Genomic DNA, 23,576 nt, shown 5'->3' with positions numbered 1-23,576 from the left:
ACTGGACCCTAACAGCTACGATGAGCCCATGATCGATCAAATTCTTGTCAACATTCAAACTCTGGTTTCAGAAGGCAAGAAATGCCTTGTTGTGTTTGATTTGGATTCAACACTATTTGACGTCAGCCCGCGGATTGAAAAGATTCTGAAGGACTTTGCCGCCGATCCAGAAAACCAAAAGAACTTTCCTGATCAGGTCCCTTTGTTTGCAAATATTAAAATGGCCCATACGGACTGGGGTTTCACAAATGCTTTGCAACGTGCAGGACTGGATGGCCATCATCCCGCGTTTCAAGATGCAGTCATGCAGTACTGGAAAAGCCATTTTTTTTCAAACGACTATCTAAAGTACGACAAACCCGTCGAAGGTGCCCTTGAGTATGTTCAGGCGGTTTTAAAAGCGGGTGCTGATATCGCCTATCTGACCGGGCGGGACGTCCATCGCATGGAGCCGGGCACGACACGACAACTGCAGCAGTGGAACTTGCCTTTGGGCAACCAAGCGACTCTTTTCGTTAAGCCCGATAAATCCATGGATGATGCTGAATACAAAACAGACTGGTTTTTAGCAGATTCCCGTAAAGGATACGCGAAAGTTTACTTCTTTGATAATGAGCCGGTGATTTTGAATCTTATGGGTAAGAAATGTCCTCACGTTGAGAGCATTTTTTTTGACAGCACCCACTCCGGCAAGGCAGAACCACCACCTGACCTTCCGCGAATTATGAATTTTGTTTTGAATCAAAGGAACTCCTAATGTTGTACCTAGTAGCAACTCCGATCGGCGACACCAGTGAAATTTCATTGCGAGCCTTGCAAATCCTGAAGGATTGCGAAGTCGTGATTTGCGAAAGCACCAAGGAAGCGTCCAAGCTTTTACGCGTGCACGGAATCACCGGTAAAACTTATGAAGTTCTGGATGAACACTCCACGCCTGATGACAAGGCGGCCCTGGTTCCTTTGTGTGAAAAGAAAATGGTCGCGTTGGTCACCGACTGCGGTACCCCAGGATTTTGCGATCCGGGAGCGGATTTGGTTCGCCTGTGCCGCCAAAAAAATATTCCGGTTAAATCGGTTCTCGGGGCTTCCGCTTTAATGGGATTGCTTTCCCTGAGCGGTCAACGTCTGGATGAGTTCTTGTTTCGTGGATTCATTCCAGCAGAAACCGAAGCCCGCGCCAAAGCTCTGCGTGACCTTACCAAAGAAAAGCGCGCCATCATTTTGATGGACACCCCTTATCGCCTTAAAAAAATGTTGGGGGATATGAAAGATCACTTCCCACAACGTCGCATGCTGCTTTCCCTGAATTTGTCCCAAGAGGGCGAATTGAATCTGGAAGGCACCATCGATCAAATCACAAAAAAAGTACCTTTTGATAAAGCAGAATTCATGCTGCTTTTATATCCTGCATGAGCCATCAACACGACGCACCCCCAAAAGGTACGGCGTACCTTTTGCCGGTCGATGATTTTATTCCTGATATCAAAAACCAGCTGCAACAAGGTTTGAATCTGGTTTTAACAGCGGCTCCCGGCGCGGGAAAAACCACGCGCCTGCCTCCGGCCCTGTTGGATGTGGTAAAAGGAAAAATCATCGTGCTGGAGCCCCGTCGTATGGCCGCTATCGCAGCCGCCCATCGCATCGCTGATGAGAATGGCTGGAACGTCGGCGAGGAAGTCGGCTATCAGGTTCGCTTTGCCAATAAAACATCCGCAAAGACGCGTTTGATTTTTATGACCGAAGCGCTGCTTGCGCGACAAATGCTGGATGATCCCGAATTGTCTGATGTGGATTTGGTTATACTGGATGAATTTCACGAACGATCTTTGCATGTGGATCTTTCCCTGGGACTGCTGCGTGAGCTTCAGGAACTGGGTCGCGAAATTAAAATTCTGGTGATGTCGGCGACTCTGGAGGCAGAAAAAATATCCAGCTACATGGGTCACGCTCCTATCGTCTCCGTCCCAGGAAAACTTTTTGAACTGGAGACGGTTTATCAAAAGAATTCTCAGATAGTACAAACCTTTCCAGTGTTCTTTGATAATCTGGCACAGCTGGTTCGCGAAGCCGCAAGTCGTACAGACAAAGACATTCTGGTTTTCCTGCCCGGAGTGGGAGAAATTGATCGCGCCAAAAATCATCTGGAAGAATGGGCAGCAGGAAAAAATATTGATCTGGTGCCCCTGCATGGATCACTGAATTTGGAAGATCAAAGACGGGCCTTACAAAAAGGACAACGGCAGCGCATTGTTCTTTCCACCAATATTGCCGAGTCTTCAGTCACCCTTGATGGCGTGGCCACGGTTATCGATTCTGGCTTGGCTAAAAACATGAAGCAGGATTACCGCACGGGATTCTCCCGTCTGGAATTGGGCCGAATCAGTTTGTCCAGCGCCATTCAGCGCGCCGGCCGTGCCGCCCGTCAATTTCCGGGTGTGGTTTATAAAATGTGGACCAAGGTGGACGAGCATTCCTTTGCTAAAAGTGAAACCGCCGAAATCCAGCGCGTGGATCTGACTGAAAGTTTATTGTTCCTGGCGGCCCAAGGAGTGTCTGACTTTCAAAAATTTTCCTGGTTTGAAAAACCCAGCTCCGCTGCGATCGATAAAGCCACACAATATCTTATGCTTTCCGGAGCTATTGATCACGACAGAAAAATCACGGAATTGGGAAGAAAGATTTTGCATTTCCCATTGCCAGTTCGTCTGGCAAAACTGATGTTAGTGGCAGCCGAAAGAAATTCTTTAGAATTAGGTTCTGAACTTGCAGCCATTTTACAAGAGCGTGACTTCATTCGCCGTGAATTCCAAAGCTCCTTTCAGGGAGATAAAACCGAATGCGACCTAACCGTGCGTCTGGATCTTTTGCAGCAATTTAAAAAATCTGGCAAAGCCCCACGGGAAGCCGGATTCATGGCTCTGCAAACCGTGTCGCAATCTGCTTCGCAAATTTTAAGCCTGGCAAAAAAACTGGGACCTGCACAAAACTTGAAGCCTGAGTCCGTCGAGATGGAAATGCGCACTCTATTGCTGCGATCCTTCCCGGATCGCCTGTGCCGTCGTCGCGGTCAATCCGATCGCGCTTTAATGGTTGGCGGCCGCGGAGTAAAATTGCAGTCCGAATCCCTGGTCAAAACTTCAGAATACTTTGTCGCCTTAAACGGCATCGAAGGCAACAGTGATGCAGAAACCATCGTCAGTCTGGCTTGTGGCTTTACCAAAGATTTTATTCTGACCCATTTTAAAAACGAGATTCAGAAAATCCGTGATCTGACTTTTATCGAAGAAAAAGGACAGTTTTTCGTGCGCGAGTATCGCTCCCTGTTTGGCTTGCCACTGGAAGAACCGTCCTTGCTGCCCGCTTCTCCGCAGGAAGTTGAGGAAAAGCTTCCTCAAGTGCTGGTGGAGAAGTGGTCTTTGGTTTTAAAGAACAATGAAAAACTGTCGGAATGGTGGGAGCGACTGGATTTCTGGAACAGACATCTGCAGTCCGCGACATTTGAATCGGAATTTAGTTTCAACGAAGATCAGCTTGAAAAACTAAAACTGGAAGCTTTCACTCAGGCGAGTATGGGTGAAAAAAAGCTGCAATCCGTTTTTGAAAAAGATCTGGTGTTCTTTATGGAATCGGTTTTCCCACAGGACTTTATCCGCACCTTCAACAAAGAACTCCCCGCACGAATCACAGTTCCCAGCGGCAGTCACATCAAAGTCATTTATCCACCTGACAAAGCACCTTACCTGGAAGTGCGTATTCAGGAAGTATTCGGCGTGATGGAAACTCCAAAAGTATTGTTCGGAAAGACACCTCTGACATTTCATCTTTTGGGACCGAATTTCCGCCCGGTACAAGTGACTGCAAATCTGGAAAGCTTTTGGAAGAACGGCTATCCCGAAGTTCGTAAAGAACTGCGAATTAAGTATCCCAAACACCAATGGCCGGAAGACCCTGCTGACGGCACCCCCGAGGCTAAAGGCCGCCGCCGTTTTTAGCGGGTTCTGGTCTTAGAATTGCTCCCTATAAAGTCAGACATTTGAGTTGAGATTAAAGCCAAGCCCATTTGGATATGAGGGACCTGGCTGTTTAATGCGTAGACACCCGGAACGCAAAAAGGGGCCTTTGTGCGGCTATTGAAAACAACATTCATAACCAGAGCATTCAGTCTGATAGGTTTATTGTTCCTGTTCAGCCCCTCCGCCCATTCCAAAGCCCTTTGTGAAAACGTCTTTAACGAAGTTCGGGAATTCACCGAGCGCGAAGCCTTGATTGCTGAACCCGCATTAAAAGTACGCTATCGCCATGTCGAAATCGACAAGCGCGAATTCTTTGTCTCTGATGTCTTGGGTAAAACTGATGATATCCTGCTGGGCTTTGCGCCCTTCGGGCATGCTTATCTGGTGAAAAACAAAACTCGCCTGGATGGCAGCGTGATGAGTAGAAATTTGGTTAACTATCACATGGCAGAACTGGATGCGGGGATCGTGATCCGTATAAAGCGCGAGGGTTTGACCCCGGATTTCCTGGAAAAATTTGAAGAAGCCTGGGGTGTGACTTGTGCAAAAACGGCTTGCTCGGCCCTTTCCAAGGTCGACCTTTTTGCCGGCCCGAACAGAACTCAATACTATACACCCTTGGCGATGCTGACGACCATTCTGCAAAAGGGTCTGTATGACCGTGCAGGAAATGCGGTTCCATTTGATGTGTATTACATTGGAAAATTCGACTTACCGGTGACGATCCGTCGCCTGGCTGAATCCAGCGAAACCATCAAGAAAGACTCGATCACCAAATACGGAATGATCAGTGGCGGGATTACTACTTTTGCTGGCACTTTGCTATATCTGCTGAATATGGGTGACGACGAAAATACTTCGCCCGCGAAAAACTCACCATAAAAAAGGCATAAAAAAAGGGAGCCTTGTGAGCTCCCTTTTTCATCTTGATGATTCTTATCAACTACCCACGAAGAGAGTAGTAAGAGATCACTAGACCTGGATCGAACGAGAATGGAACTGCTTCCATGTTTGGTTCGTCGATCAAACGACCTGTCTCAACGCCGCCTTTTTCTTCTTTAGTCATGAAAGAAGGAAGTGGAAGACGTGGAGCTTGTTTAGCAGACATGTAAACTTGGTTTGTGTAAGCATCTGCTTTCAAAGAAACGATATCGCCAACTTTGATGATTTGAGATGAGATGTTTACTTTCTTACCGTTCAACATAACTTTACCGTGAGAAACCATTTGTTTGGCTGCTGCGATAGAAGGTGCGAAACCAAGACGGAAAACAACGTTGTCCAAACGTTTTTCCAACAAGTTTACCAAAGACTCAACCCAGTTAGAGTTAGAAGATTTTTGGGCTTTGCCGATGATACGACGGAATTGCTCTTCACGTAGTCCGTAGTGGATACGGATTTTTTGTTTTTCTTCAAGTTGAAGACCGAATTCAGAGTACTTACGACGGCGTTGACCGTGTTGACCTGGAGGATATGGTCTTCTTTCCAAAGCACCAGCTTTGCCCAAGCCCGGAAGCTCAGTCATAAGACGTCTTTGTAGTTTAAAGCGAGCAGCTTTGCCTTTTCTTTTCATATAAATAAGTCCTTTTTAAAGCGAGCTATCGTGATAATGGAAATGCCTACCTGTTGAACAGGAATTACTCCCAATACATTCTAATTGAAAACGTATTGAGAAAGCACTCTATCTCACGAAATGCATACTAAGTTTTTGCCGCGGTAAAATCAGAAAACATAGGGCAACGGCGGGTCCTTGTCGTATTTCCATATGTCGCGATTTTCACTCAACATTCCACAAAGCGTTTGCTAATGCAACTGCCATGAAGCGACTTACAAAACTTACTATTATCTCGATCCTGGCGGCTTCTGCGGTAACGCAGGCCAAGACCAAGACGCTTCTGTTCTGCAAAGACATCTCCCAACCCGACCTTAAAAGCCTGACTCTTCAGGAAAACAGCAGCATCCAGCAGCCCGGCCTGCTGGAACTGATCGAAGAGCATAAGGATGGCAGCACCAAGGAACTTTATGCCATGGAGAATGACTTTACTGAGGGTTGGATTCCCATGTCCCCGAGTGAAGGAACGTCCCGGGTTCTGATTCGCAAGGAAGGGAAATGGACGGTTGCCCAGAATAAGGGTGAGTACCGGATCTTTAACGAAGCGACTTGCGTAAAATAACAGCGAAATTTTCAGTGGATTTAAAGGAAGCCCTCCGCATTTAGAGGGGAGGGCCCCTGGAGCCAACTTACCAAGCGGCAAGGCGGCGGCGACGGTTTCTCTTACGGACCGGAGTAGCAGTACTTGTACTATCAAGTTGAGTGGTCGTAGGAGCCGTTTCTTCTACCTGTTTCATAGCCGAACTCCTTTCGTGCTAGTTTCAATCACACGGCCCGGTTTGGGCTGCGTGGTTTAGGTACTCCCCCATTGTCTCAGAGCCACAGAGCGTCAAGCGACAGTTTTAATATTAGTTTTTGATCATGAAACCGAAATGCAAATGGATGTGAGGATATTAGAGTTGAAGTCTGAAAAGGCCTCGCCTTAGCACAATTCAAACGCATCGCGTTGTGTTTTCGCTCTTATTATTTAAAGAAGACATCTTTGACCACCCATAAAGGGCCGATCAAAAGAAACTGCAGGTCTTTTAAAAAGGACGGTTTTTTACCTTCTATCTTGTGCCCGTAAAATTGCCCGATCCAGGCCAGTACGAAAATCAGGACAAGCCACAACCATAACGGATGTAAAAACATTCCCAATAGATAAAGCAGGATATAACAAATAACCAGTTGTCCCAGCATGACCATCGCGGGCTTCATTCCCAGAGTGGAATACCAACCCAGGGCGATGGCGATAAACAACTCACCCAAACGAATGGGTCCCATTTGCACGGGAATCTGCAACAGCAAACCCACGACCGTAAAGAAGATCAAGGGCACACAAACTTTATGAATGATTTGATTCTTGCGATTCTGATGACTTTCGCCGTATTCAGCGAACCAGTCTTGCAAGGTCATGACTTAACCTGAGCAATCGGGCCCACCACAGTTGCGCCTGCCGGAACATCTTTCAAAACCACGGCATTGGCACCAATCAAAGCACCGTCACCGATATTGATCGGGCCCAAAACCTTGGCTCCGGTTCCGATCATCACTTTGTTACCCACTGTGGGATGACGTTTTACCGGATCGAACTTAGTTCCACCCAAGGTCACACCATGAAAGATAATGCATTCATCGCCGACAACGGCGGTTTCACCGATCACGACACCAAAGCCATGATCAATCACCAAACGACGACCCAATTGAGCGCCCGGGTGAATTTCAATACCCGTTAACCATCTGGAAATTTCCGCAACCAGACGAGCCAGAAAATAAAATTCAGCTTTATAAATAAGATGAGCCAGACGATGCATGATCAATGCTTTGGGACCAGGATATAACAAAGCGATTTCCCAACGGGACTTTGCCGCAGGATCATAAGCCTTATAGGTATTCAACAGAGCTACGAATCGCTTCCACAAATCAAACATCAATACTTCTCGTTCAAATCATCCAATAGGAAATAACGATCAAATAATTCGTTATAGCGAGACCACTTCTCGCCAGAGCCGCGTTCACCATCCACGATGGATTTCAAAGTGGCAACCTTGCTATCAAGATCATCAACCATTGCAATCAGCATTGCTTCCATGAATTTAGGACGCTTCGGAGAACCGTACTCCAATTTACCATGATGACTCAAGATTATATGTTTACAAATATCACGAAGTTCTTCGCTGAACCCCAGGATGCGAGCTGATTTTTTATCTATGAGCTCACACGCCAATTGCATGTGCCCCAACAAACGACCGCGGTCAGTGTAGGAAACGCCATTGTCATATGAGAGTTCCCAGATTTTTCCGATGTCGTGAAAGATCGCTCCAAAAAGCAAAAGATCGCGATTCAGGAACGGATAGTGGGAACCCATAAAATCCATGATCTTACAGATCGAAAGAATATGTTCAAGAAGTCCACCCACCCACGCATGGTGAATGGATTTTGCTGCCGGGGCACGCAGGATACGGGGACGAATCTCCGGATCTTCCAGGGTGTCCAAAACAAGCTGCTTCAGATGATCGTTGCGCATTGAGCGCACCAGCTGAATCAGCTCTGCCAGCATGTCTTCGGTTTCGCGCGCGGCCTTTGGAATAAAATCCTCGAAGTTCACTTCGGAATTTTCCACACGTTCAAGTCTGTGAATCACCAGCTGTTTGCGGTTTTGGAACAACTGCACCAGGCCTTTAACTTTTAATACATCACCAGTTTCAAACTGACGGGCCAATTCCTCAACACGATCCCACAGACGGGCATCAATAGAGCCGGTCGCATCGCCCAACTGCAGGCCCATAAAAGGTCTGCCGTTTTTACCTACGCCAACAGTTTTTTCCTTAACCAGGAAAAGCATTTCGACGGTGTCTTTATCTTGAAGACTATGAACGGTTTTTTTGTCCATCAGGGTGCCTCGCAAAAAAGATTCTTATGAGCCGGGTCCACAAAGGAAACCTGCGCCACATAAACAGTGTCACCCTTTTCTGCCGAGAACAAGAAAGTTCCCCCGAGCACACTGATATGGCGTTCACGAGTGGTGTTGACCTTCAGACCTTCACCCTTCATTGCCAGATTATACTTGGTTGTGATGTCCAGAATCTGATTGCAGCCCGCTCCATAAATCGTTTCACCCAGGCGTCTTTTACGGGCATGGCTGACGAAAAGAACTTTGCTTTGTTTCGCTTCGGTAAAGGCCGGGAATTCAAAGCCCACGTAAAATGAACCCTGACGTTCATTTACATATTGGGATAAATCGATTTCGCCCCCGCCGCGGGGAAGTTCAAATTTGATGGCTTCCTCTTTGAGGACGCCGGGATTCTTATCGACCAAAAAGACAGTCACGTCGGAAAATACGATTTCTTTGTTGCTGGATTCAGCTTTTTCCGAAGACTCCCCATGGCCTTCCCCATGAGCATCTGCAGCCGCTTGAAAAGACAGCATATCCCAAGCCTTTGTGGGAATTTTCAAATCCGGCGGCACGTCTTCAAACTTCACCACTTTATATTCTTCGCGATGATAGCCACCAGGATCCTTTGAGCAACCACTCAAAATCAGGAAAGCGCTGAGGATGAAAAGCACGAAAGGCTGATTCATTAATCAGCCTCCAGTTGATCCCGCATTTCCAGCAGCGGTATGAAAGTGGGCTCGGCTTGCAGCCCCGCTCGAGTGTAATTGGAAGCAGCGTTTCGATCTTTGCGTTTCAAAACCACCCAGGCCAATCCATAAAGTGCCGGTCCAGAGCTGGTGTTCTTTTCGTATACGCGGGTGAACGCACCCTGAGCACAGTTTACGTCGTGATTTGCCATACAAATATCGCCCATCAAACGGTCACGAACATTCAGACTGGTCAGTTCCGGCATTTTTAAGATCGCCAGAGCTTCCGGTGCGCGGCCCATTTTCTTTAAGTATGCGGCTTGGGCTGCCAGCACATAAGGATCTTTTGGACCTTCGCTGATGGCTTCCTGCAAAAGTTTGTCAGCGTCCGTGTCCCTGTTGATTTCCATCAAACAAATCGCACGAACTGCTTTGAACTCTGCGGAAGGAATACTGCGCGCATAAACTTCACTGCAATATTTTTCCAGGTAATCCCACTGGGTAAAACGCCAGTCTACATTTAAGGAATGAGTGTATTGACCGGAAGTTCCAGGAGTTTCACTTAGGAATTTTACGATCGCCTGATTCATGGCATCCACGTCGCCCATCAGGTTATATGAATAAATCAGGAAAAGGCTTAGTTCCTGGCGCAGCCAATAAGCTTTGTTCAAGGCGTGCTGCAAATCAGTGACAACGTTTTTCAGGTAAGAAAGATCAGAGGTGGTTTTTGCCACTTCCATAGCCGCCATCGAACGACCATAAATAGCCATCGTATTGCCGGGCTCTTTGCTAAGCACATTTTCAAACTTGCGCATAGCTTCGTGGTAGTTGCCTTTTTTCATTTCGACAATCGCCAGATTCAATCGCGCTGAAATATTAAAGGGCTCGTGACCGATTGCTTTTTGCAAAGTGTTCTCGGCCTCTTTCAGATCCCCGTCCATCATATAAGAAACGGCAATACCAAGATATGCATCCACCAGATCACCGCGCTGACGGTTTTCCTGCACAATGGCTTTTTCCAAAACACGACGACCTTGCAAAGTCTGGCGGTCTTCGGAAATCAGCACTGGGGCCATCTGAATCTGTGTATCCAGATCCGGTTCTTTAATCATAGATGCGGCTTTATAAGCACGCAAAGACCGGTCATACAAACCGACACTCTTATAGCGAATGGCCTGTGAAACCAGCTCGTCATAATTGCCTGATGTCGCCGTTTGACGATTACCAAGTGTGACGTAAATTCCCAGCGCAACAACTGCCGCAATCCCCATCACAGCCCAACGAAGAGCATTGGATTGCTGGCGAATTTTACCCTGAACGCGGGCATCGTTGGCCGTTCCGTAACTGACTCCCCCTGGGATAGCGGATTTTGCCACCGGTCTTTCCGTCGCAGCTGAAATGTCTTTCATTTGCGATTGCACTGGCGGCACCGGAGTCAAAGTTTGATCCTCACGATCCACCGTCGGTTCCGTTTTCGTGAATGACGTGTTGTGAGGAATCGACTGAGTCATGGTGTTTTCAGGAGAATTATCCTGCTCTTCACGGATTGCGCGGATAATATCCATGAAACGTTGATTTTCACGAATATAACTCCAGCGACCTACAGGAAGACGGATTTCATCAATAATTGAAATTTGGCGGGTCTTTAAAAGCGTTGTAACTTCCTCGACAGAAAATGGCCCAAGTACCCTGGTTGAGGATTTAATTAGCCAAACTTTATCTGTATTGGAAACCTCAACCGCCATACTTTACAGCCCCTTCGTGAGGAGCAGTTTTAAGTCGTCGTTGGTCAGCAATAGACCACCACCGACATAGGCTGAACTTGCATCGTTCTTATTGAAGGCATCATTCCAGCCGGCATTTAGATATAATCCGCGATAGAAGAAGTAGCTAAGATTTCCGCGCAGGTTCGTGCGAGTGAAGTCGAAGGCCTCGACAGTCGCTCTCATCTTACGACGGAAGAAGTAGTAATCCACACCAAAACCACCGCCATTTTCGATCACGCCCCCTTTAAGAGTCAGATCCCAGAAGTTTTTGGCAAATAGCAATGTGAACTTCAGCTTGTTTTCGTAAGTTTTTTTCTCGTAGTAGTCACCAGAGTTTTGTGGAGGTGCTCCGCCCGAATATTGGTAACGGGTTGTTTCGACGACGCCCACCGGATCATCCACAATCGCAAGATAGTAGTAACGATCCAAGCCCGGTTGGATTTTTACACCCACCGTGGTTTTCCAGTTCCCAACTTCGCCCAGGTAATCAGTCCTAAAATCGAAAGCGGTTTCGATGCTGTTTGCGGCACCGACCATGCTGTTCAGACCATCAATGGCGCTGTCAACTTTTTCAGCTGTGGCTTCGTCACTGATAAGTTTACCGATCGTGCCTTCACCGCGATTGATCTTGCCGGTGATTTCATCCAGGTTCTTCATGGTTTCAGACAAACGAGCCCAGGTCTTTTTGATACCGGTGTCGCTGTTGTCGTTCATCACTTCACGCAGACTTGATGTGATGTCGTGAACCTCGTCCACGATGTCGCCGATCTTGTCTTTGTTTTCCGTCGTCATTTGCGCCAGATCCTGAGTGATCGTTTCAACGTTCTTAACGATACGACCCAGGATGTGATTGCGAGTACCGTTTTCAGATGTGGCTTGTTCCAGGTTCTTTGCGACCGCTTTCAGTGAAGATGTTACTTCGCCGACTTGCTGAACCAGGTTTTCCAAAGAACCACCGGCTTTAACATTCAGAATTTGTGCGTTGTCAGGAAGTGGCGGATCTGTTGGCGAACCAGGATATACTTCAACGTGAGAATCACCCAGGATACCCTGAGCTTTGATTTCAATACCTGCAGATGTCGTCAACGGCACATCGGATTTAACCGTGATGTCGACGCGCGCCTGACCATCTTGCAAACGGATGTCTTTGATCACACCCACCGGAATACCGGCAGAACGAATTGCAGAATTTTTAACCAGACCGCCCGCATTTGGAATTAAGAACCAGGCTTTTTTTGAACGACCAAGGTAGGAAGGATCTTCGCTCACCTGCATGGACATAACGGCAATCAGTGATCCAACGATGATCACTAAAAGACCTACTTTAAACTCTGCAGCGCGAAGCCAATTCATTGATGTTTCATCCCTTTATTCACGAACCTCTTAACCAATTCAATATCGGTATTAAAGAAGTCCTCTGGAGTCCCGAATAGTAAAACCCTGCCACTATCCAACATCGCGATATGATCCGCAATCCTAAACGCAGCGGACAAATCATGCGAAACCATGATTGATGTCAGTTGTCCATTTCGTTGCTTATGTGTCTCCAGTATCAAATTATCTACCATTTCAGTCAGAATGGGATCTAAACCCGTGGTCGGCTCATCATAGATAAGGATTTCTGGATCTAGGGCGAGAGCTCGGGCCAAGCCCGTTCTTTTTTGCATACCGCCGGATATCTGACTGGGAAGTTTTCGGTAATGTTTAGGGTCCAGCCCGACCTGATGAAGCTTATCTTCAGCAATACGAAGGACTTGAGTTTCTTTCAGATCCCGACGGTGCTCAAACAGTGGAAAGCAGACATTTTCCAAAACCGACATATCATCAAACAAAGCCGCGGATTGAAATAACACCCCGAACTTTTGACGAAACTTGGTCAACTGATCTTCGCTCATTTGATTCAGATCCTGCCCCAAAACTTCAATGGAGCCGGAAGTGGGTTTATACAATCCCAAAAGATGTTTTAGCATCACGCTTTTTCCGGTACCGGAAAAACCAATGATGGCTGTCAGACTTCCTTTGGGGATTTCAAGATTGATACCCTTTAAGATGTAGTCATTGCCATCGAAAGTTTTTTTCAAATCACGAATTTGTACAGCGGGTTGATTGAACATTATGAAATCCCCATCAGGCTGTAGTAAAGACGGATCAAATTCGTCAGGAAGTAATCCAGCATGATAATCATGACCATGCTTTGCACGACGCCCTGATTGGTGGCTTCGCCCACACCTTTTGCGCCACCTGTGGTGTTAAATCCGCGGTAAGTACAAATCAAGGCAAAGAAAATACCAAATACGGCGCCTTTGATCAGGCCCTCATTGATGTGTTTCACTTCAATCATGTCGCGGATTTTTTGCCAGAAGATCGCTTCATCAAGCTGCACGATTTTCACACACAAAAACCAACTGCCCATCATCGCCACGAAGTCAAAAACCGCAGTCAAAAGCGGCATACAAATAAATGCCGCCACCAATCTTGGTGAAATCAGATACTGCTTTGTGTTCACACCCATGACTTCAAGGGCATCGATTTGTTCATTTACGCGCATTGTACCCAAGCGCGCGGCCATGGCACCACCCGCACGTGCGGCTACGATCAATCCCGTCAATACCGGACCCAACTCACGGGTAATTCCCAGAGCCACGACAGGTCCCACCATATTCACGGCATTAAACATTTTAAAGCCCAGATAAATTTGCATCGATAATGCCAGACCGGTAAATCCACCTGTTAAGCAAATAATCCAGATGGACTGGTTTCCGATGAATTCCATGTGTCTGATGATTTCCGGAAAACGCGAAGGCTTGGCAAAAACCATGCGAACACTTTCGCTGAAGAACAGCATCATCTTGCCGGTTTCTTCGATAAAACCACGACAAAACTGAATAACCGAGGCACCAACCCAGGAAATCCCAAAAGCTGCTTTTTGCACCAGACCTTGTGAACTCACGCGTTCTCCTTACCGATGTATACGCGAGGCACACGCTCGCCCACACTGGTGAGCATTTCATAGGAAATCGTATGAGCCTGGCTTGCAAGCTCGTCCGCTGAAAGCTCATGTCCTTTTAAGTCGAAACCAAATAATACCACTTCCTGATCTTTGAAACGATTCAGCTCGTGACCTTTTACCACATCCGTCACATCAACCATCAAATAGTCCATGCAAACAGTGCCCACGACTGGAACTTTTACGCCCGCAAACAGAACGTGGGCTTGATTGGAAAGTAGACGGTGGTAACCATCCCCGTAACCAATTGAAATGACCGCAATCACCGAATCACGTTTTGCTGTCCACTTGGCCCCGTATGAAACTGTCTCCCCCGCTTTCACTTGGCGAAGATTGTTTACCACGGATTTTAAATTCATCACCGGCTTAAGGTTTGCCACCGGAGGATGCCCCAGCGAGCTATAACCATAAATCATCAGGCCTGGGCGAAGTCCCCAGTTTTGCAGGTACAGCGGGTGATTTTTATTTTGCTGACCTTTTTCTTCCATCTCTAACAAGTTCAAAATTCCAGAGCTGTTCAGTGCATGACAGAACACATTCATGGATTTGAAAACTTCAGAAACGATATTCAGCTTATGCAACTGCTGCGCGCTGGTCTGATCAGTTTCCAAAGCATTCTCACCGATGTACAAGTGAGTGCACAACGCTTTCACTTCAATTTGCTTATGACCATTTAAGCGATCAAAAACTTTTTGTGCTTCTTCGGTGCGGAAACCCAAACGGTTCATTCCGGTATCAAACTTCACATGCACGCTGACTTTTCCGGTCGCGACTTGCTCTAAAGCTTCGATTTGATCCCAGGTACTGACCACAGCGGTCATGTTACTATCGATAATCGCCTTGGCGCCTTTGGCATCAAAGCCACGGAAAACCAGAATGTCCACTTTCACGCCGGACTGTCTTAACAACAGGCCCTCTTCAATCAGGCAGACGCCCAATTGTTTGATACCCAGTTTTTCCAGATGCAAAGCAAGTTTAACGTCACCATGGCCGTAAGCATTGGCTTTCACCATTGGGCAAAGGAATCTGTTCGGAAACGCCTTTTGCAAGACACGAATGTTATGTGTCAGGTTGTCTAAATTAATTTCCGCAAAAGTTCTTCGAAACATTTCCATTAAAAACACTAATCCTATTCAGCCGGAATTTCGAATTCAGGCTTGTGACTTTCAGGGGCTTTGTACAAGCAAATCTTGTTTCCACCCTTATCAGCGATATGAGCCAGGGCCTTCCCTGCCGTTTCATCCAAAGTTTTTGGAGAATCGCACAAAGACGGATACTCGCTCACTCCCAGACTGATGGACACTTTCATGCCATTATCCAGGAAGGTACTTCCCTCAACTACGCGACGAACTCTTTCAGCCCGCAGTGCAGCCCCCTTTTTAGAGCAATGAGGCAGTACCATTGTCAACTCATTGGCTGCTGTTCTGAAGTTGGTATCGTTGGTACGACTGGATTTAGAGATCACTGTTGCCAGGGATTTAAGCAACTCATCTCGTACCGCGTCTCCCAAAGATGACTCGATCTCATAAAAATCGTCCATCGAGATTTTCACAATAGCCAAAGGCTGTTTCAGACGACGGGCACGAGCCACTTCGTCTTCCAAAACTTTAACATAGTGATTGCGATTATAGAGTTCAGTGACGAAATCTTGGACTTCCAGCGTGTCGACTTTCTTTTCCAAAACAAAATGTGAGTAACAAAGATTAAACAGCGTGTACTCATCGTTCAACTGGGCCACCGCTTGGGCATCCATTCCACCGGAATATACGAACAAGCCTTCCAATTGATTGCCGCCGTAAAGTGGAATCGCCTTGGGTGGTTTTAAATGAAAAGCTTCAGTCAGCAGCGCAGAAAAACTTGGAGGAATCAGCCCCATCGCCAATTGCGAGCCCAGGTCTTTCATCTCATCAATCGTTAGTTGGGTGCCCACACCCTGAATTTGCGCGGAATCAATACCATTCGCGTGAGTCGCCACAAAACTGCGAACGGAAGGAAGAAACTTGAAAAACACGCAGCGACTTTCAGAAATACCGTTCAAAAATCTTTGAACCATGTCTTCTTTGCTTTGTGCGGAACGATAGTCAGCGATGCGCATTGGGAAAGCCGGACGAGCCGCCGCTTCCTCCTGATGCTTTAGGTTTTTCAGTGATTCGGTTTGCACGTCTTCCAGTTCTTGTTTGGAAGACTCCAGATCCTCGATCAATTGTTCATTTTGGAAACTTAGATACAGTTTTTCGCAGGCGCGATCCACAGCCCAAAGAACTCGAGACTCTAGTGCCACCGCTTCGTCCGAGATCACATCCATGAATCCGAAACTTTGATACTGTGACAGGATATCAAACTGGCCCAAACTGGAAATCGCGATGAAGCGAATTTCATCATTGATCTTTTGTACATGAACCACGAAATCACTTAAAGCACCCGCCAGCGTCGCTGTTGAAAACACCAATAGATGAGGAGGAGTGTCTTTCAGGCGTTGTTCCAGCTGTTCTGGATCCTGGATGAAATACGCATCATAGCCCGCCTGCGAAAGGGAAACTTTCGCAGCAGCACCCTGATCCACATCAGTGGTGAAAACGTAAATGGTAAATTGGGAGCTATGATCGCGGATGTCCAATTAAGTCCTCTTTCCAGGTCTGCGAATTTCAACTTGATAACTGTCTGCTTTGGATTTCCTAACCGGCGCCAGGCTTGCAGACGGCGCATTAATCAAATTCACCGGGGTGAATTGATCGTCTATAGTGGAGCTGACAACTGTTTTGTCTTCAGAAAAATCGCGCTCAACAAATTCCACCACATCGGGAGCTGCCGAGGACTTGGCTGGTGAAGACTTCAAAGATTCCGGTTCGATAATTTCCGGAGTTGGCGTCACTTCATCAGCCACAGCCACGACTTCCTCGGGCATTTCCAAAAGTTTATCGATGTTCACATCCAAAGGAGAATGCGCGGTGGCTGATGATTGCATTTTCACCTCTTTGAAATCGGATTCAGCTTCTTCACGGTGGGGGGACTCTTCACGCAGCTGCAATACTTCGCCCTGAATTTGAATCTTCTCGACCACAGGGGCTGACATGGAAGCCGCAATCGGCGCAGGAATATCTGCTGCCGCCTTAGGCGCCTTCATCACACTGGCCGATTCCTGTTTTTTAAACGTAATGGAAACTTTTGCACCAAAACCGCGTTGAGATGTGACTTTCACTTCGGCATTGTGCTCTTTCAGCACGCCAAAGGCCGCAGAAAGGCCCAAGCCCATATGATTTTTAAAAGAACGCGTGGTAAAGAACGGATCGAAAATTTTTGTCAGATTCGCCGAATCAATGCCTTCACCGGAATCCTCAAAGGTCAGATGTACACCGGATGCGTCCTCGAAAAGATCAATTGTCAGTTCTTTCTTCGGCATACGCTCCATCGCCTCGATGGAATTCGTGATGATGTTTTCAAAAGCTTTTACCAAAGCATCAGCGTGTAAATCCAGGGCGCTGGTTTCCTGGAAGTTACGGATAACTTTCACACCTTTGGTTTGCAGCTCTGACTCCAAAGATTTCAAAGCCCGAGCCAAGGGGCCTTCGACTTTCATCGAATTTTTTTCTTTGATCTCTTCGCCGGCATACCCCAGTAGCTTGTTCAGCACTTCGCGGGCGGCACGGGTTTCACGCAGAATAGAATCGGTGTTTTCCACGATTTCGCCTTCAGGATGCTTTGCCAGAATCATTTGCGAATAACCCAGAATGGAACTTAAAGGCCCGCGCATTTCATGAGCCAGAGCTGAAGCGACTCGCATCGAAGTTTGAACTTTTTCGTTTTGCGCTGATTCGGGATCGGCTACGACAGATTTTACCGGGGCCGGTGTTGCCGCCGCTTGCTTTTTTGCTTTCACCAAATCTGTTTCAAGTTTTTCAATTTTACTTTCAGCTGGTGAAACCACCCATAAAACCGCAGCGATACCGACCAGAACCAGGCCCACACCCATCAACAGGAACTGCCACCACAAGCCGGTGCGCCCTTTTAAGGCTTCGCTTAAAGGTGCTGAACTTAACACCCATAGATTCGTATGCGGAACCTGCTCGAACATTCCAAAAATCTGTTGCTTGTTGTTGCCTTCGACCACGCCACCACCATGTGTGGCTCCGTTTTTCGCGATCTCTTTGTACATCGGATCGTCACGCATCACCGTTCCCAGATATTCAGGAATCGTGTGTCCCACAGTCAGACCGTAAGTGGTGACGATAGAAAAGGAACTTAAACTGCCACGCTCGGAATCCACTTGTGATTGAAAAATTTCACCTGAACTGAAAAGCGCATATCCGCGATTCCCCTCAAGCACGACGACCGCAACATATCTGCCGCGATTGGTGTCTTGAAAAGGTTTGATGAAAAATCTCATGTCGTTTGTGCGGTTTTCGATTTTTCCCAAGGCTGCTTTTACAAAAGCGGCATTCCAATTGGCCGCTTTGGAATTATCGCGGGTGATGAGTACCTGCGGGTCAATTTCCGATCCGTTAACGGTGACAGAAGCCACCGCATAATACGGCGCCAGTGTTGACCAGTTGATACGGTTTTTTTGAAAGCTTTCGGCATTGAAGGTGGCAACCAGTCTTTGCAGGGATTTAAGCTCCCCGGAAAGGGAACGGGAAATGGAACTGATTTGCGTGCGTGTTTGTGCTTCAACCCAACTCATGCGATCGCCGTATACGAAACTATCTGTTCGCCACAAAACAGCGCCAATAAATAGCGCCGCTACTGCGATCAACACTGCTAGGAGTTTCACTTTCATTGAGCCTGTTCCTTCCTGTCACATCTCTTGTACTCGCCGCGGACTAGCGCACGCCTGAGCCTTTGATTTCATTGTAGTTTTAGAAACTGGTAAGAATCAAGCAAGACTCCTTTGCCAAAGGCACTAAAAGGAATTAGAAAGTCAGCATTATGAGTACCCACCGCAGTGACGTTTTGATTATTGGCTCTGGCTCTGCCGGCCTTGCCCTCGCTCTGAAAATGGCTTCCCAAGGAAATGTCATTGTCCTTGCCAAGGAAAAGATGACCGACACCAATTCCTCAATGGCACAAGGTGGGATTGCTGCCGTTATGTCGGATGAAGACAGTTTCGAGTCTCATATCCAGGACACCCTGGTTGCCGGAGCGGGTCTTTGCAAGGAAACAGTTGTTAATAACTACGTCCATCAAGCCCCCGAACGTATTGAAGATTTGCTAAACTGGGGTGTGCATTTCGACCTTCGCAAAAAAGGCGGCGAAGAAGCCGATGAAATAGATTTGACGCGCGAGGGCGGACACAGCTTCCGTCGCATTCTGCACTTCGAAGACCAAACCGGTTTGGAAATTCACCGCACACTTTTAGCGCGTGTTCGTGAAAACAAGAACATCACTTTGATGGAACGCTTTAACGCCATCGACCTGATTGTGAATAAGGAAGTCGATCCTAACGACATGAATCCTGTCACTTGCATTGGCGCCTATGCGTTGGATAAAAACACAGGCGAAGTGCACACTTTTGTAGCAAAAAACACGATCCTTGCCACTGGTGGCGCGGGAAAAGTTTACCTCTACACGTCCAACTGGGGCGGCGCCACGGGCGACGGGATCGCTATGGCGTACCGGGTGGGAGCACGCATTGCGAATCTTGAGTTCATGCAATTCCATCCCACCTGCCTTTATGATCCCAGCTCCCGCAACTTTTTGATTTCAGAAGCTTTGCGCGGTGAAGGTGGCGTGCTGATCGACGCCAATGGCGAGCCGTTCATGCACAAGTATCACAAACTGGCATCACTGGCGCCACGTGATGTGGTCGCTCGCTCCATAGATAAAGAAATGAAACGCACCGGTGCGGAATGTGTCTATCTGGACATGACCAAATTGGATGCCGAGTTTTTGAAACACAGATTCCCGACGATCTATGCAAAATGCATGGAGCTGGGAATTGATATGACCAAGCAACCCATTCCGGTGGTTCCCGCCGCGCACTATTTGTGTGGTGGAGTCCTGACGGATGAATCCGGTCGCACTGACATTCCAGGTTTGTGGGCGATTGGCGAAACGGCCTGCACCGGTTTGCACGGAGCAAATCGCCTGGCTTCAAATTCCCTGCTGGAATGCTTAACGACGGCACACAACTGTGCCGAGCAAATTAAAGCCGGCTGGGCCAATTCCAAATTCTTCCCGATGGAACCTAAAGCCTGGACACACCCGGAAGAGTCCAACGATGACGAAATGATTGTAATCTCCCATATGTGGGAGGAGATCCGTCGCCTGATGTGGAACTATATGGGAATTGTTCGCTCCAACAAACGCCTGGAACGTGCACAACATCGTCTGGAAAACATTCTGGCCGAAACCAAAGAATACTATTCCAACATGAAAGTTCACTCTGACATTCTGGAACTTCGTAACATCGCCATCGTTGCCAGCTTATCCGTGGAGTGCGCCCTACGTCGCCAGGAAAGTCGCGGCATCCACTACAACATCGACTATCCAGAGCAACAAGACCCGCCTCGTGACACTATTGTCGTTCGCGGATTGATCTAGACCTATTACCTGGGCCCCAATGAAAAAAGAACCTTGTTTTCACTTGGGGCAAGCGGCAATCTAAATTCATATGTTCAAACGCGAAGAAGGCTTTTTTAAAGGTTTCGATGGCACCAACTTGTTCTTTCAAGTATGGGACAACCCCAATGCCAAAGGCACGATCATCATCACTCACGGTCATGGCGAGCATTCAGAATGTTATCATCGCCTGACCGAAGCATTTAAAGACGATCAGTGGTCTTTTTACGCCTGGGATTTACGTGGTCACGGTCGCTCCGAAGGCCACCGCGGTTATGCAGCCCGCTTTGACGATTACTGCCAGGATTACAAAATCTTTGTCGATAAAGTCTGCGCAATTGAAAAAGTTAAAAAAGGCCCGGTGATTTTATTCAGCCACTCGATGGGTGGATTGATTGAATTTAAATCGCTATTGCGCCATCCGGATATGAAGTATGACGGCCTGATCGTCAGCGCTCCTCTTTTGGGATTGTCGATGGAAGTTCCATTGATCAAATCCACGGCGGCCTTCATGCTGAATAAAATTTTACCGAAACTGACACTGGGAAATGAAATTAACAACAGTGCTTTGACCAGTGATGTGGATGTTATTCGTGAATACGAAAACGATCCTCTTCGCCACGTGAAAATGTCTCCGGGTGTTTTTACTGGCATGCTGGAAAATTGGGACTACGTAAGACCGCGCGCAAATGAAATAAAAAAACCGGTGCTGTTCGTCCTTCCTGAAAAAGATCCGGTGTGCAGCACACCTGAAGCCATGAAATTTTTCGAACACCTGGGCAGCAAGAAGAAAGAACTTAAGGTTTATCCTAATGCTAAGCATGAAATCATTAACGATGTAATGCGCAGCACGGCTTTTGCTGATATGAAAAGATATCTTGATGGCTTTTTGGAGAACCGCGCATGAAATACATTTTAACTTTTGCACTTTTGCTGACGGGTTGTGCTACCTATGAAATTACCGACACCGGTCGCGCTTTACGCACCGAAGATCAGTATTTCGAGATCGTGCAAAAAAACTCTGATCGCACCATCCGCTACTCCGGCCTGTATAATGTTTTGGAAATGCAAGGCACCTTGTTAAGCGCCGAAGTTCTGGAAGCCCAGCTGGATCAAAAGACGCGTATTTATCTTTGGGATGAAACTAAATTTCAAACTGAAAAAGACCTGGTGGCTAAGCGCCTCAGCTCCGAAACAGAAATCTTTCTAAGCTTTTATACGCCAGAGAGAAAGAACGACGATTTGGGCACACCGAAAACTTTATGGAAAACATTCCTGGATGTGGATGGTCGCCGATATGAAGGCAAAGTTGTGCGTATGAAATCTTCATTGGCAGAGCTGATCAGTCTTTATCCAACTCACAACCGCTTCTACACTCCATACAGCCTGATCTTCCCATTGCCTGCAAAATCCATCGAAGGCAAAGAAATGAAGATCACGGTGACCGGCCCTGTGGGATCGGGAACTTTGCACTACAATAAGAAATAAAAAAGGGGACTTGATGTCCCCTTTTTCTATCTATGAAATCTGCGACCGATTTCAAAATCAAATACAGGCTTCGCAAACTTCGCCGCTTTTAAAACCACTCCCGCCATACCCGAAGGTTTCAATACTTCCAGATCATGTAAAATCGCCTCTCTAACCATCTTCACATACTGTGACGGCGGAAGCGATTTATCCGGAAGTTCAATCACACTTCCAAAGGCTGCCATAACTTTATCATACATACGGGTTTTAATTCCTGGCGGAACTAACAACAAAGTAGTGACACCGGTGCCTTTCAATTCCACGCGCAGACTTTGCGTGAAAGCAGCAACCGCCGCTTTCGTAGCAGCATAGGTGGAGTTAGCAGGCAGATCCATGAAGGCAGTAATACTGGACACGTTAATGATCTTGCCCCGCTTGCGCTCAAGCATTCCAGGTAACAGCCCATGGGTCAGCTGAATGAGGCTGCTGACATTGACCTGAATCATTTCGCAGATTTCATCGATGGGCTGCGATTCCAGCAAACCACCCGTCAACTGTCCCGCATTGTTAAAAAGAATATCAATCTGAGTACCCTGAAGTTGCGACAGCAAGGAATTCACCGATTCACGTTTGGAAAGATCGGTAATCCAAATCGTCACTGACTTCGCACCTTCAGATTTAAGTTCGTCCACAAGATTTGCATCTTCAGCGCGAACCACCAGATGCAAGTGCGCTTTGTTTTCAGCACACATCTTTGCAAATGCACGTCCCACACCTCTGTTCGCACCTGTTATCAAAATTTGACGACCTGTGATTTCCATAAAGGTTATCCTTCCTTAATCGGCGTCGAGCCAGGAAGTCCCCAGGATTTAAGAATCTCCTGCTCATCCGATGTTGAAGTGGATTTTTTAAATTTGGCCCCGGACTGCCCGTTCACACGCTTTTGGCATGAAGGCCAGTCACGATGACGGTATACCAAGCCGCCAATATTGCTTAGGTAACTGAATGCCGCTTTCTTTTCAGTCGGCGATTTCATTTCCGGTAAAGAATGATCCGCTGGAACTTCCAAAATGTTCACTGGATAGTTTTTCAAACTGCCTGAATACAAACTGACGTGGTCATCTTTTGAAAATGCCACTGCGATTTGATCGCAGCGCTCATTGCCGGGAATACCCACGTGACCACGGCTGTAACGCCAATCAATTTTGTTGCTGGTTCCACGAGCTTGGACTAATTTTCCTAACTCTTCCCATAAATCACGATTTAAAACTTCGGCGCCTTCTGCGGTTTTCCAGCCACGTTTTTTCCAACCGAAAATCCATTGAGTAATCCCACGAATAACGTAAGTGGAATCTGTGTAGAAATGCACAGGGCCCGGGATCTCTGCAACATACTTCAAAGCTTCAAGGGTCGCTGTCATCTCCATGCGATTGTTCGTCGTGGGACGATCACCGCCACCCAGCTCGATCACAGAGTCATTTTGCAAAAGCACAACAGCGCCCCAGCCGCCAGGGCCGGGATTCCCAGAGCATGCGCCATCAGTAAAAATTTGAATGTAATTTCGCGATATATTTGTCACACACTGATCCTCGAACGGA

22 protein-coding genes are annotated in these 23,576 nt (G+C 47.2%); 8 read left to right on the top strand and 14 right to left on the bottom strand.

Going from position 1 to position 23,576, the window contains the following annotated elements:
- Positions 1-28: 28 nt before the first annotated feature.
- From ACLWNV_RS03315 to ACLWNV_RS03300, 4 genes are all read left to right on the top strand, one after another.
- Positions 29-757 (top strand): HAD family hydrolase, encoded by a 729-nt coding sequence (locus ACLWNV_RS03315; protein WP_413586498.1) that lies wholly within the window; start codon positions 29-31, stop codon positions 755-757.
- Positions 757-1,413, top strand: coding sequence for an SAM-dependent methyltransferase (locus ACLWNV_RS03310; protein ID WP_413586497.1), 657 nt, complete (start codon positions 757-759; stop codon positions 1,411-1,413). Before ACLWNV_RS03315 ends, ACLWNV_RS03310 begins: the two co-directional genes overlap by 1 nt.
- Entirely contained in the window at positions 1,410-3,992 is a 2,583-nt protein-coding gene (gene hrpB, locus ACLWNV_RS03305; protein ID WP_413586496.1) for an ATP-dependent helicase HrpB, read from the top strand. Before ACLWNV_RS03310 ends, hrpB begins: the two co-directional genes overlap by 4 nt.
- 129 nt (positions 3,993-4,121) lie before the next feature.
- Positions 4,122-4,895, top strand: a complete 774-nt coding sequence (locus ACLWNV_RS03300; protein WP_413586495.1) for a hypothetical protein — start codon at positions 4,122-4,124, stop codon at positions 4,893-4,895.
- Positions 4,896-4,956: 61 nt separating this feature from the next.
- On the opposite strand, the gene rpsD is transcribed toward ACLWNV_RS03300, so the two are convergent.
- The gene (rpsD, locus tag ACLWNV_RS03295) at positions 4,957-5,583 is read right to left on the bottom strand and encodes a 30S ribosomal protein S4 (RefSeq protein ID WP_413586494.1); all 627 of its coding nucleotides are present in this window, start codon (positions 5,581-5,583) and stop codon (positions 4,957-4,959) included.
- A 244-nt stretch (positions 5,584-5,827) separates the two neighbouring features.
- On the opposite strand from rpsD, the gene ACLWNV_RS03290 reads away from it, so the two are divergent.
- Positions 5,828-6,184 carry a hypothetical protein gene (locus ACLWNV_RS03290; protein WP_413586492.1) on the top strand — a complete coding sequence of 119 codons (357 nt, stop codon included), beginning with the start codon at positions 5,828-5,830 and terminating at the stop codon, positions 6,182-6,184.
- Between the two features lie 401 nt (positions 6,185-6,585).
- Here the strand turns inward: ACLWNV_RS03290 and ACLWNV_RS03285 are convergent, their stop codons facing one another.
- Genes ACLWNV_RS03285 through ACLWNV_RS03235 form a run of 11 tightly spaced genes read right to left on the bottom strand, consistent with a single transcriptional unit; the run spans position 6,586 to position 18,730 of the window.
- Positions 6,586-7,017, bottom strand: coding sequence for a DUF962 domain-containing protein (locus ACLWNV_RS03285; protein ID WP_413586491.1), 432 nt, complete (start codon positions 7,015-7,017; stop codon positions 6,586-6,588).
- Entirely contained in the window at positions 7,014-7,532 is a 519-nt protein-coding gene (cysE, locus tag ACLWNV_RS03280) for a serine O-acetyltransferase (protein WP_413586489.1), read from the bottom strand. The genes ACLWNV_RS03285 and cysE overlap by 4 nt, the downstream gene beginning before the upstream one ends.
- On the bottom strand, positions 7,532-8,494 hold the full coding sequence (locus tag ACLWNV_RS03275; RefSeq protein ID WP_413586488.1) for a 3'-5' exoribonuclease YhaM family protein: 963 nt from the start codon (positions 8,492-8,494) through the stop codon (positions 7,532-7,534). Before ACLWNV_RS03275 ends, cysE begins: the two co-directional genes overlap by 1 nt.
- Entirely contained in the window at positions 8,494-9,183 is a 690-nt protein-coding gene (locus ACLWNV_RS03270; RefSeq protein WP_413586487.1) for a hypothetical protein, read from the bottom strand. Before ACLWNV_RS03270 ends, ACLWNV_RS03275 begins: the two co-directional genes overlap by 1 nt.
- On the bottom strand, positions 9,183-10,928 hold the full coding sequence (locus ACLWNV_RS03265; RefSeq protein ID WP_413586486.1) for a tetratricopeptide repeat protein: 1,746 nt from the start codon (positions 10,926-10,928) through the stop codon (positions 9,183-9,185). Before ACLWNV_RS03265 ends, ACLWNV_RS03270 begins: the two co-directional genes overlap by 1 nt.
- Positions 10,929-10,931: 3 nt before the next feature.
- A complete protein-coding gene (locus tag ACLWNV_RS03260) occupies positions 10,932-12,302 on the bottom strand; it encodes an MlaD family protein (RefSeq protein WP_413586485.1) in 1,371 nt (456 codons plus the stop codon).
- Positions 12,299-13,063, bottom strand: coding sequence for an ABC transporter ATP-binding protein (locus ACLWNV_RS03255; RefSeq protein WP_413586484.1), 765 nt, complete (start codon positions 13,061-13,063; stop codon positions 12,299-12,301). Before ACLWNV_RS03255 ends, ACLWNV_RS03260 begins: the two co-directional genes overlap by 4 nt.
- Positions 13,063-13,899, bottom strand: a complete 837-nt coding sequence (locus ACLWNV_RS03250) for an MlaE family ABC transporter permease (RefSeq protein ID WP_413586483.1) — start codon at positions 13,897-13,899, stop codon at positions 13,063-13,065. Before ACLWNV_RS03250 ends, ACLWNV_RS03255 begins: the two co-directional genes overlap by 1 nt.
- Positions 13,896-15,065, bottom strand: coding sequence for an alanine racemase (gene alr / locus ACLWNV_RS03245; RefSeq protein ID WP_413587618.1), 1,170 nt, complete (start codon positions 15,063-15,065; stop codon positions 13,896-13,898). The genes ACLWNV_RS03250 and alr overlap by 4 nt, the downstream gene beginning before the upstream one ends.
- Positions 15,066-15,085: 20 nt before the next feature.
- On the bottom strand, positions 15,086-16,573 hold the full coding sequence (locus tag ACLWNV_RS03240) for a GGDEF domain-containing protein (RefSeq protein WP_413586482.1): 1,488 nt from the start codon (positions 16,571-16,573) through the stop codon (positions 15,086-15,088).
- Positions 16,574-18,730, bottom strand: a complete 2,157-nt coding sequence (locus ACLWNV_RS03235; protein ID WP_413586481.1) for a sensor histidine kinase — start codon at positions 18,728-18,730, stop codon at positions 16,574-16,576.
- Positions 18,731-18,879: 149 nt separating this feature from the next.
- Here ACLWNV_RS03235 and nadB point away from each other — a divergent pair, with 149 nt between their 5' ends.
- From nadB to ACLWNV_RS03220, 3 genes are all read left to right on the top strand, one after another.
- Positions 18,880-20,493, top strand: a complete 1,614-nt coding sequence (nadB, locus tag ACLWNV_RS03230; protein ID WP_413586480.1) for an L-aspartate oxidase — start codon at positions 18,880-18,882, stop codon at positions 20,491-20,493.
- A 70-nt stretch (positions 20,494-20,563) separates the two neighbouring features.
- Entirely contained in the window at positions 20,564-21,418 is an 855-nt protein-coding gene (locus ACLWNV_RS03225) for an alpha/beta hydrolase (RefSeq protein ID WP_413586479.1), read from the top strand.
- On the top strand, positions 21,415-21,999 hold the full coding sequence (locus ACLWNV_RS03220) for a hypothetical protein (RefSeq protein WP_413586478.1): 585 nt from the start codon (positions 21,415-21,417) through the stop codon (positions 21,997-21,999). Before ACLWNV_RS03225 ends, ACLWNV_RS03220 begins: the two co-directional genes overlap by 4 nt.
- 26 nt (positions 22,000-22,025) lie before the next feature.
- Here the strand turns inward: ACLWNV_RS03220 and ACLWNV_RS03215 are convergent, their stop codons facing one another.
- Positions 22,026-22,799 (bottom strand): SDR family NAD(P)-dependent oxidoreductase, encoded by a 774-nt coding sequence (locus ACLWNV_RS03215; RefSeq protein ID WP_413586477.1) that lies wholly within the window; start codon positions 22,797-22,799, stop codon positions 22,026-22,028.
- Positions 22,800-22,804: 5 nt separating this feature from the next.
- Positions 22,805-23,557 carry a ribonuclease HI gene (gene rnhA, locus ACLWNV_RS03210; RefSeq protein WP_413586476.1) on the bottom strand — a complete coding sequence of 251 codons (753 nt, stop codon included), beginning with the start codon at positions 23,555-23,557 and terminating at the stop codon, positions 22,805-22,807.
- Between the last annotated feature and the right edge of the window lie 19 nt (positions 23,558-23,576).

Origin of the sequence: Bdellovibrio sp. HCB274 (genome assembly GCF_047306075.1) — a bacterium.
Lineage (GTDB): Bacteria > Bdellovibrionota > Bdellovibrionia > Bdellovibrionales > Bdellovibrionaceae > Bdellovibrio.
This window is presented reverse-complemented; position numbering and strand designations above follow the sequence as displayed.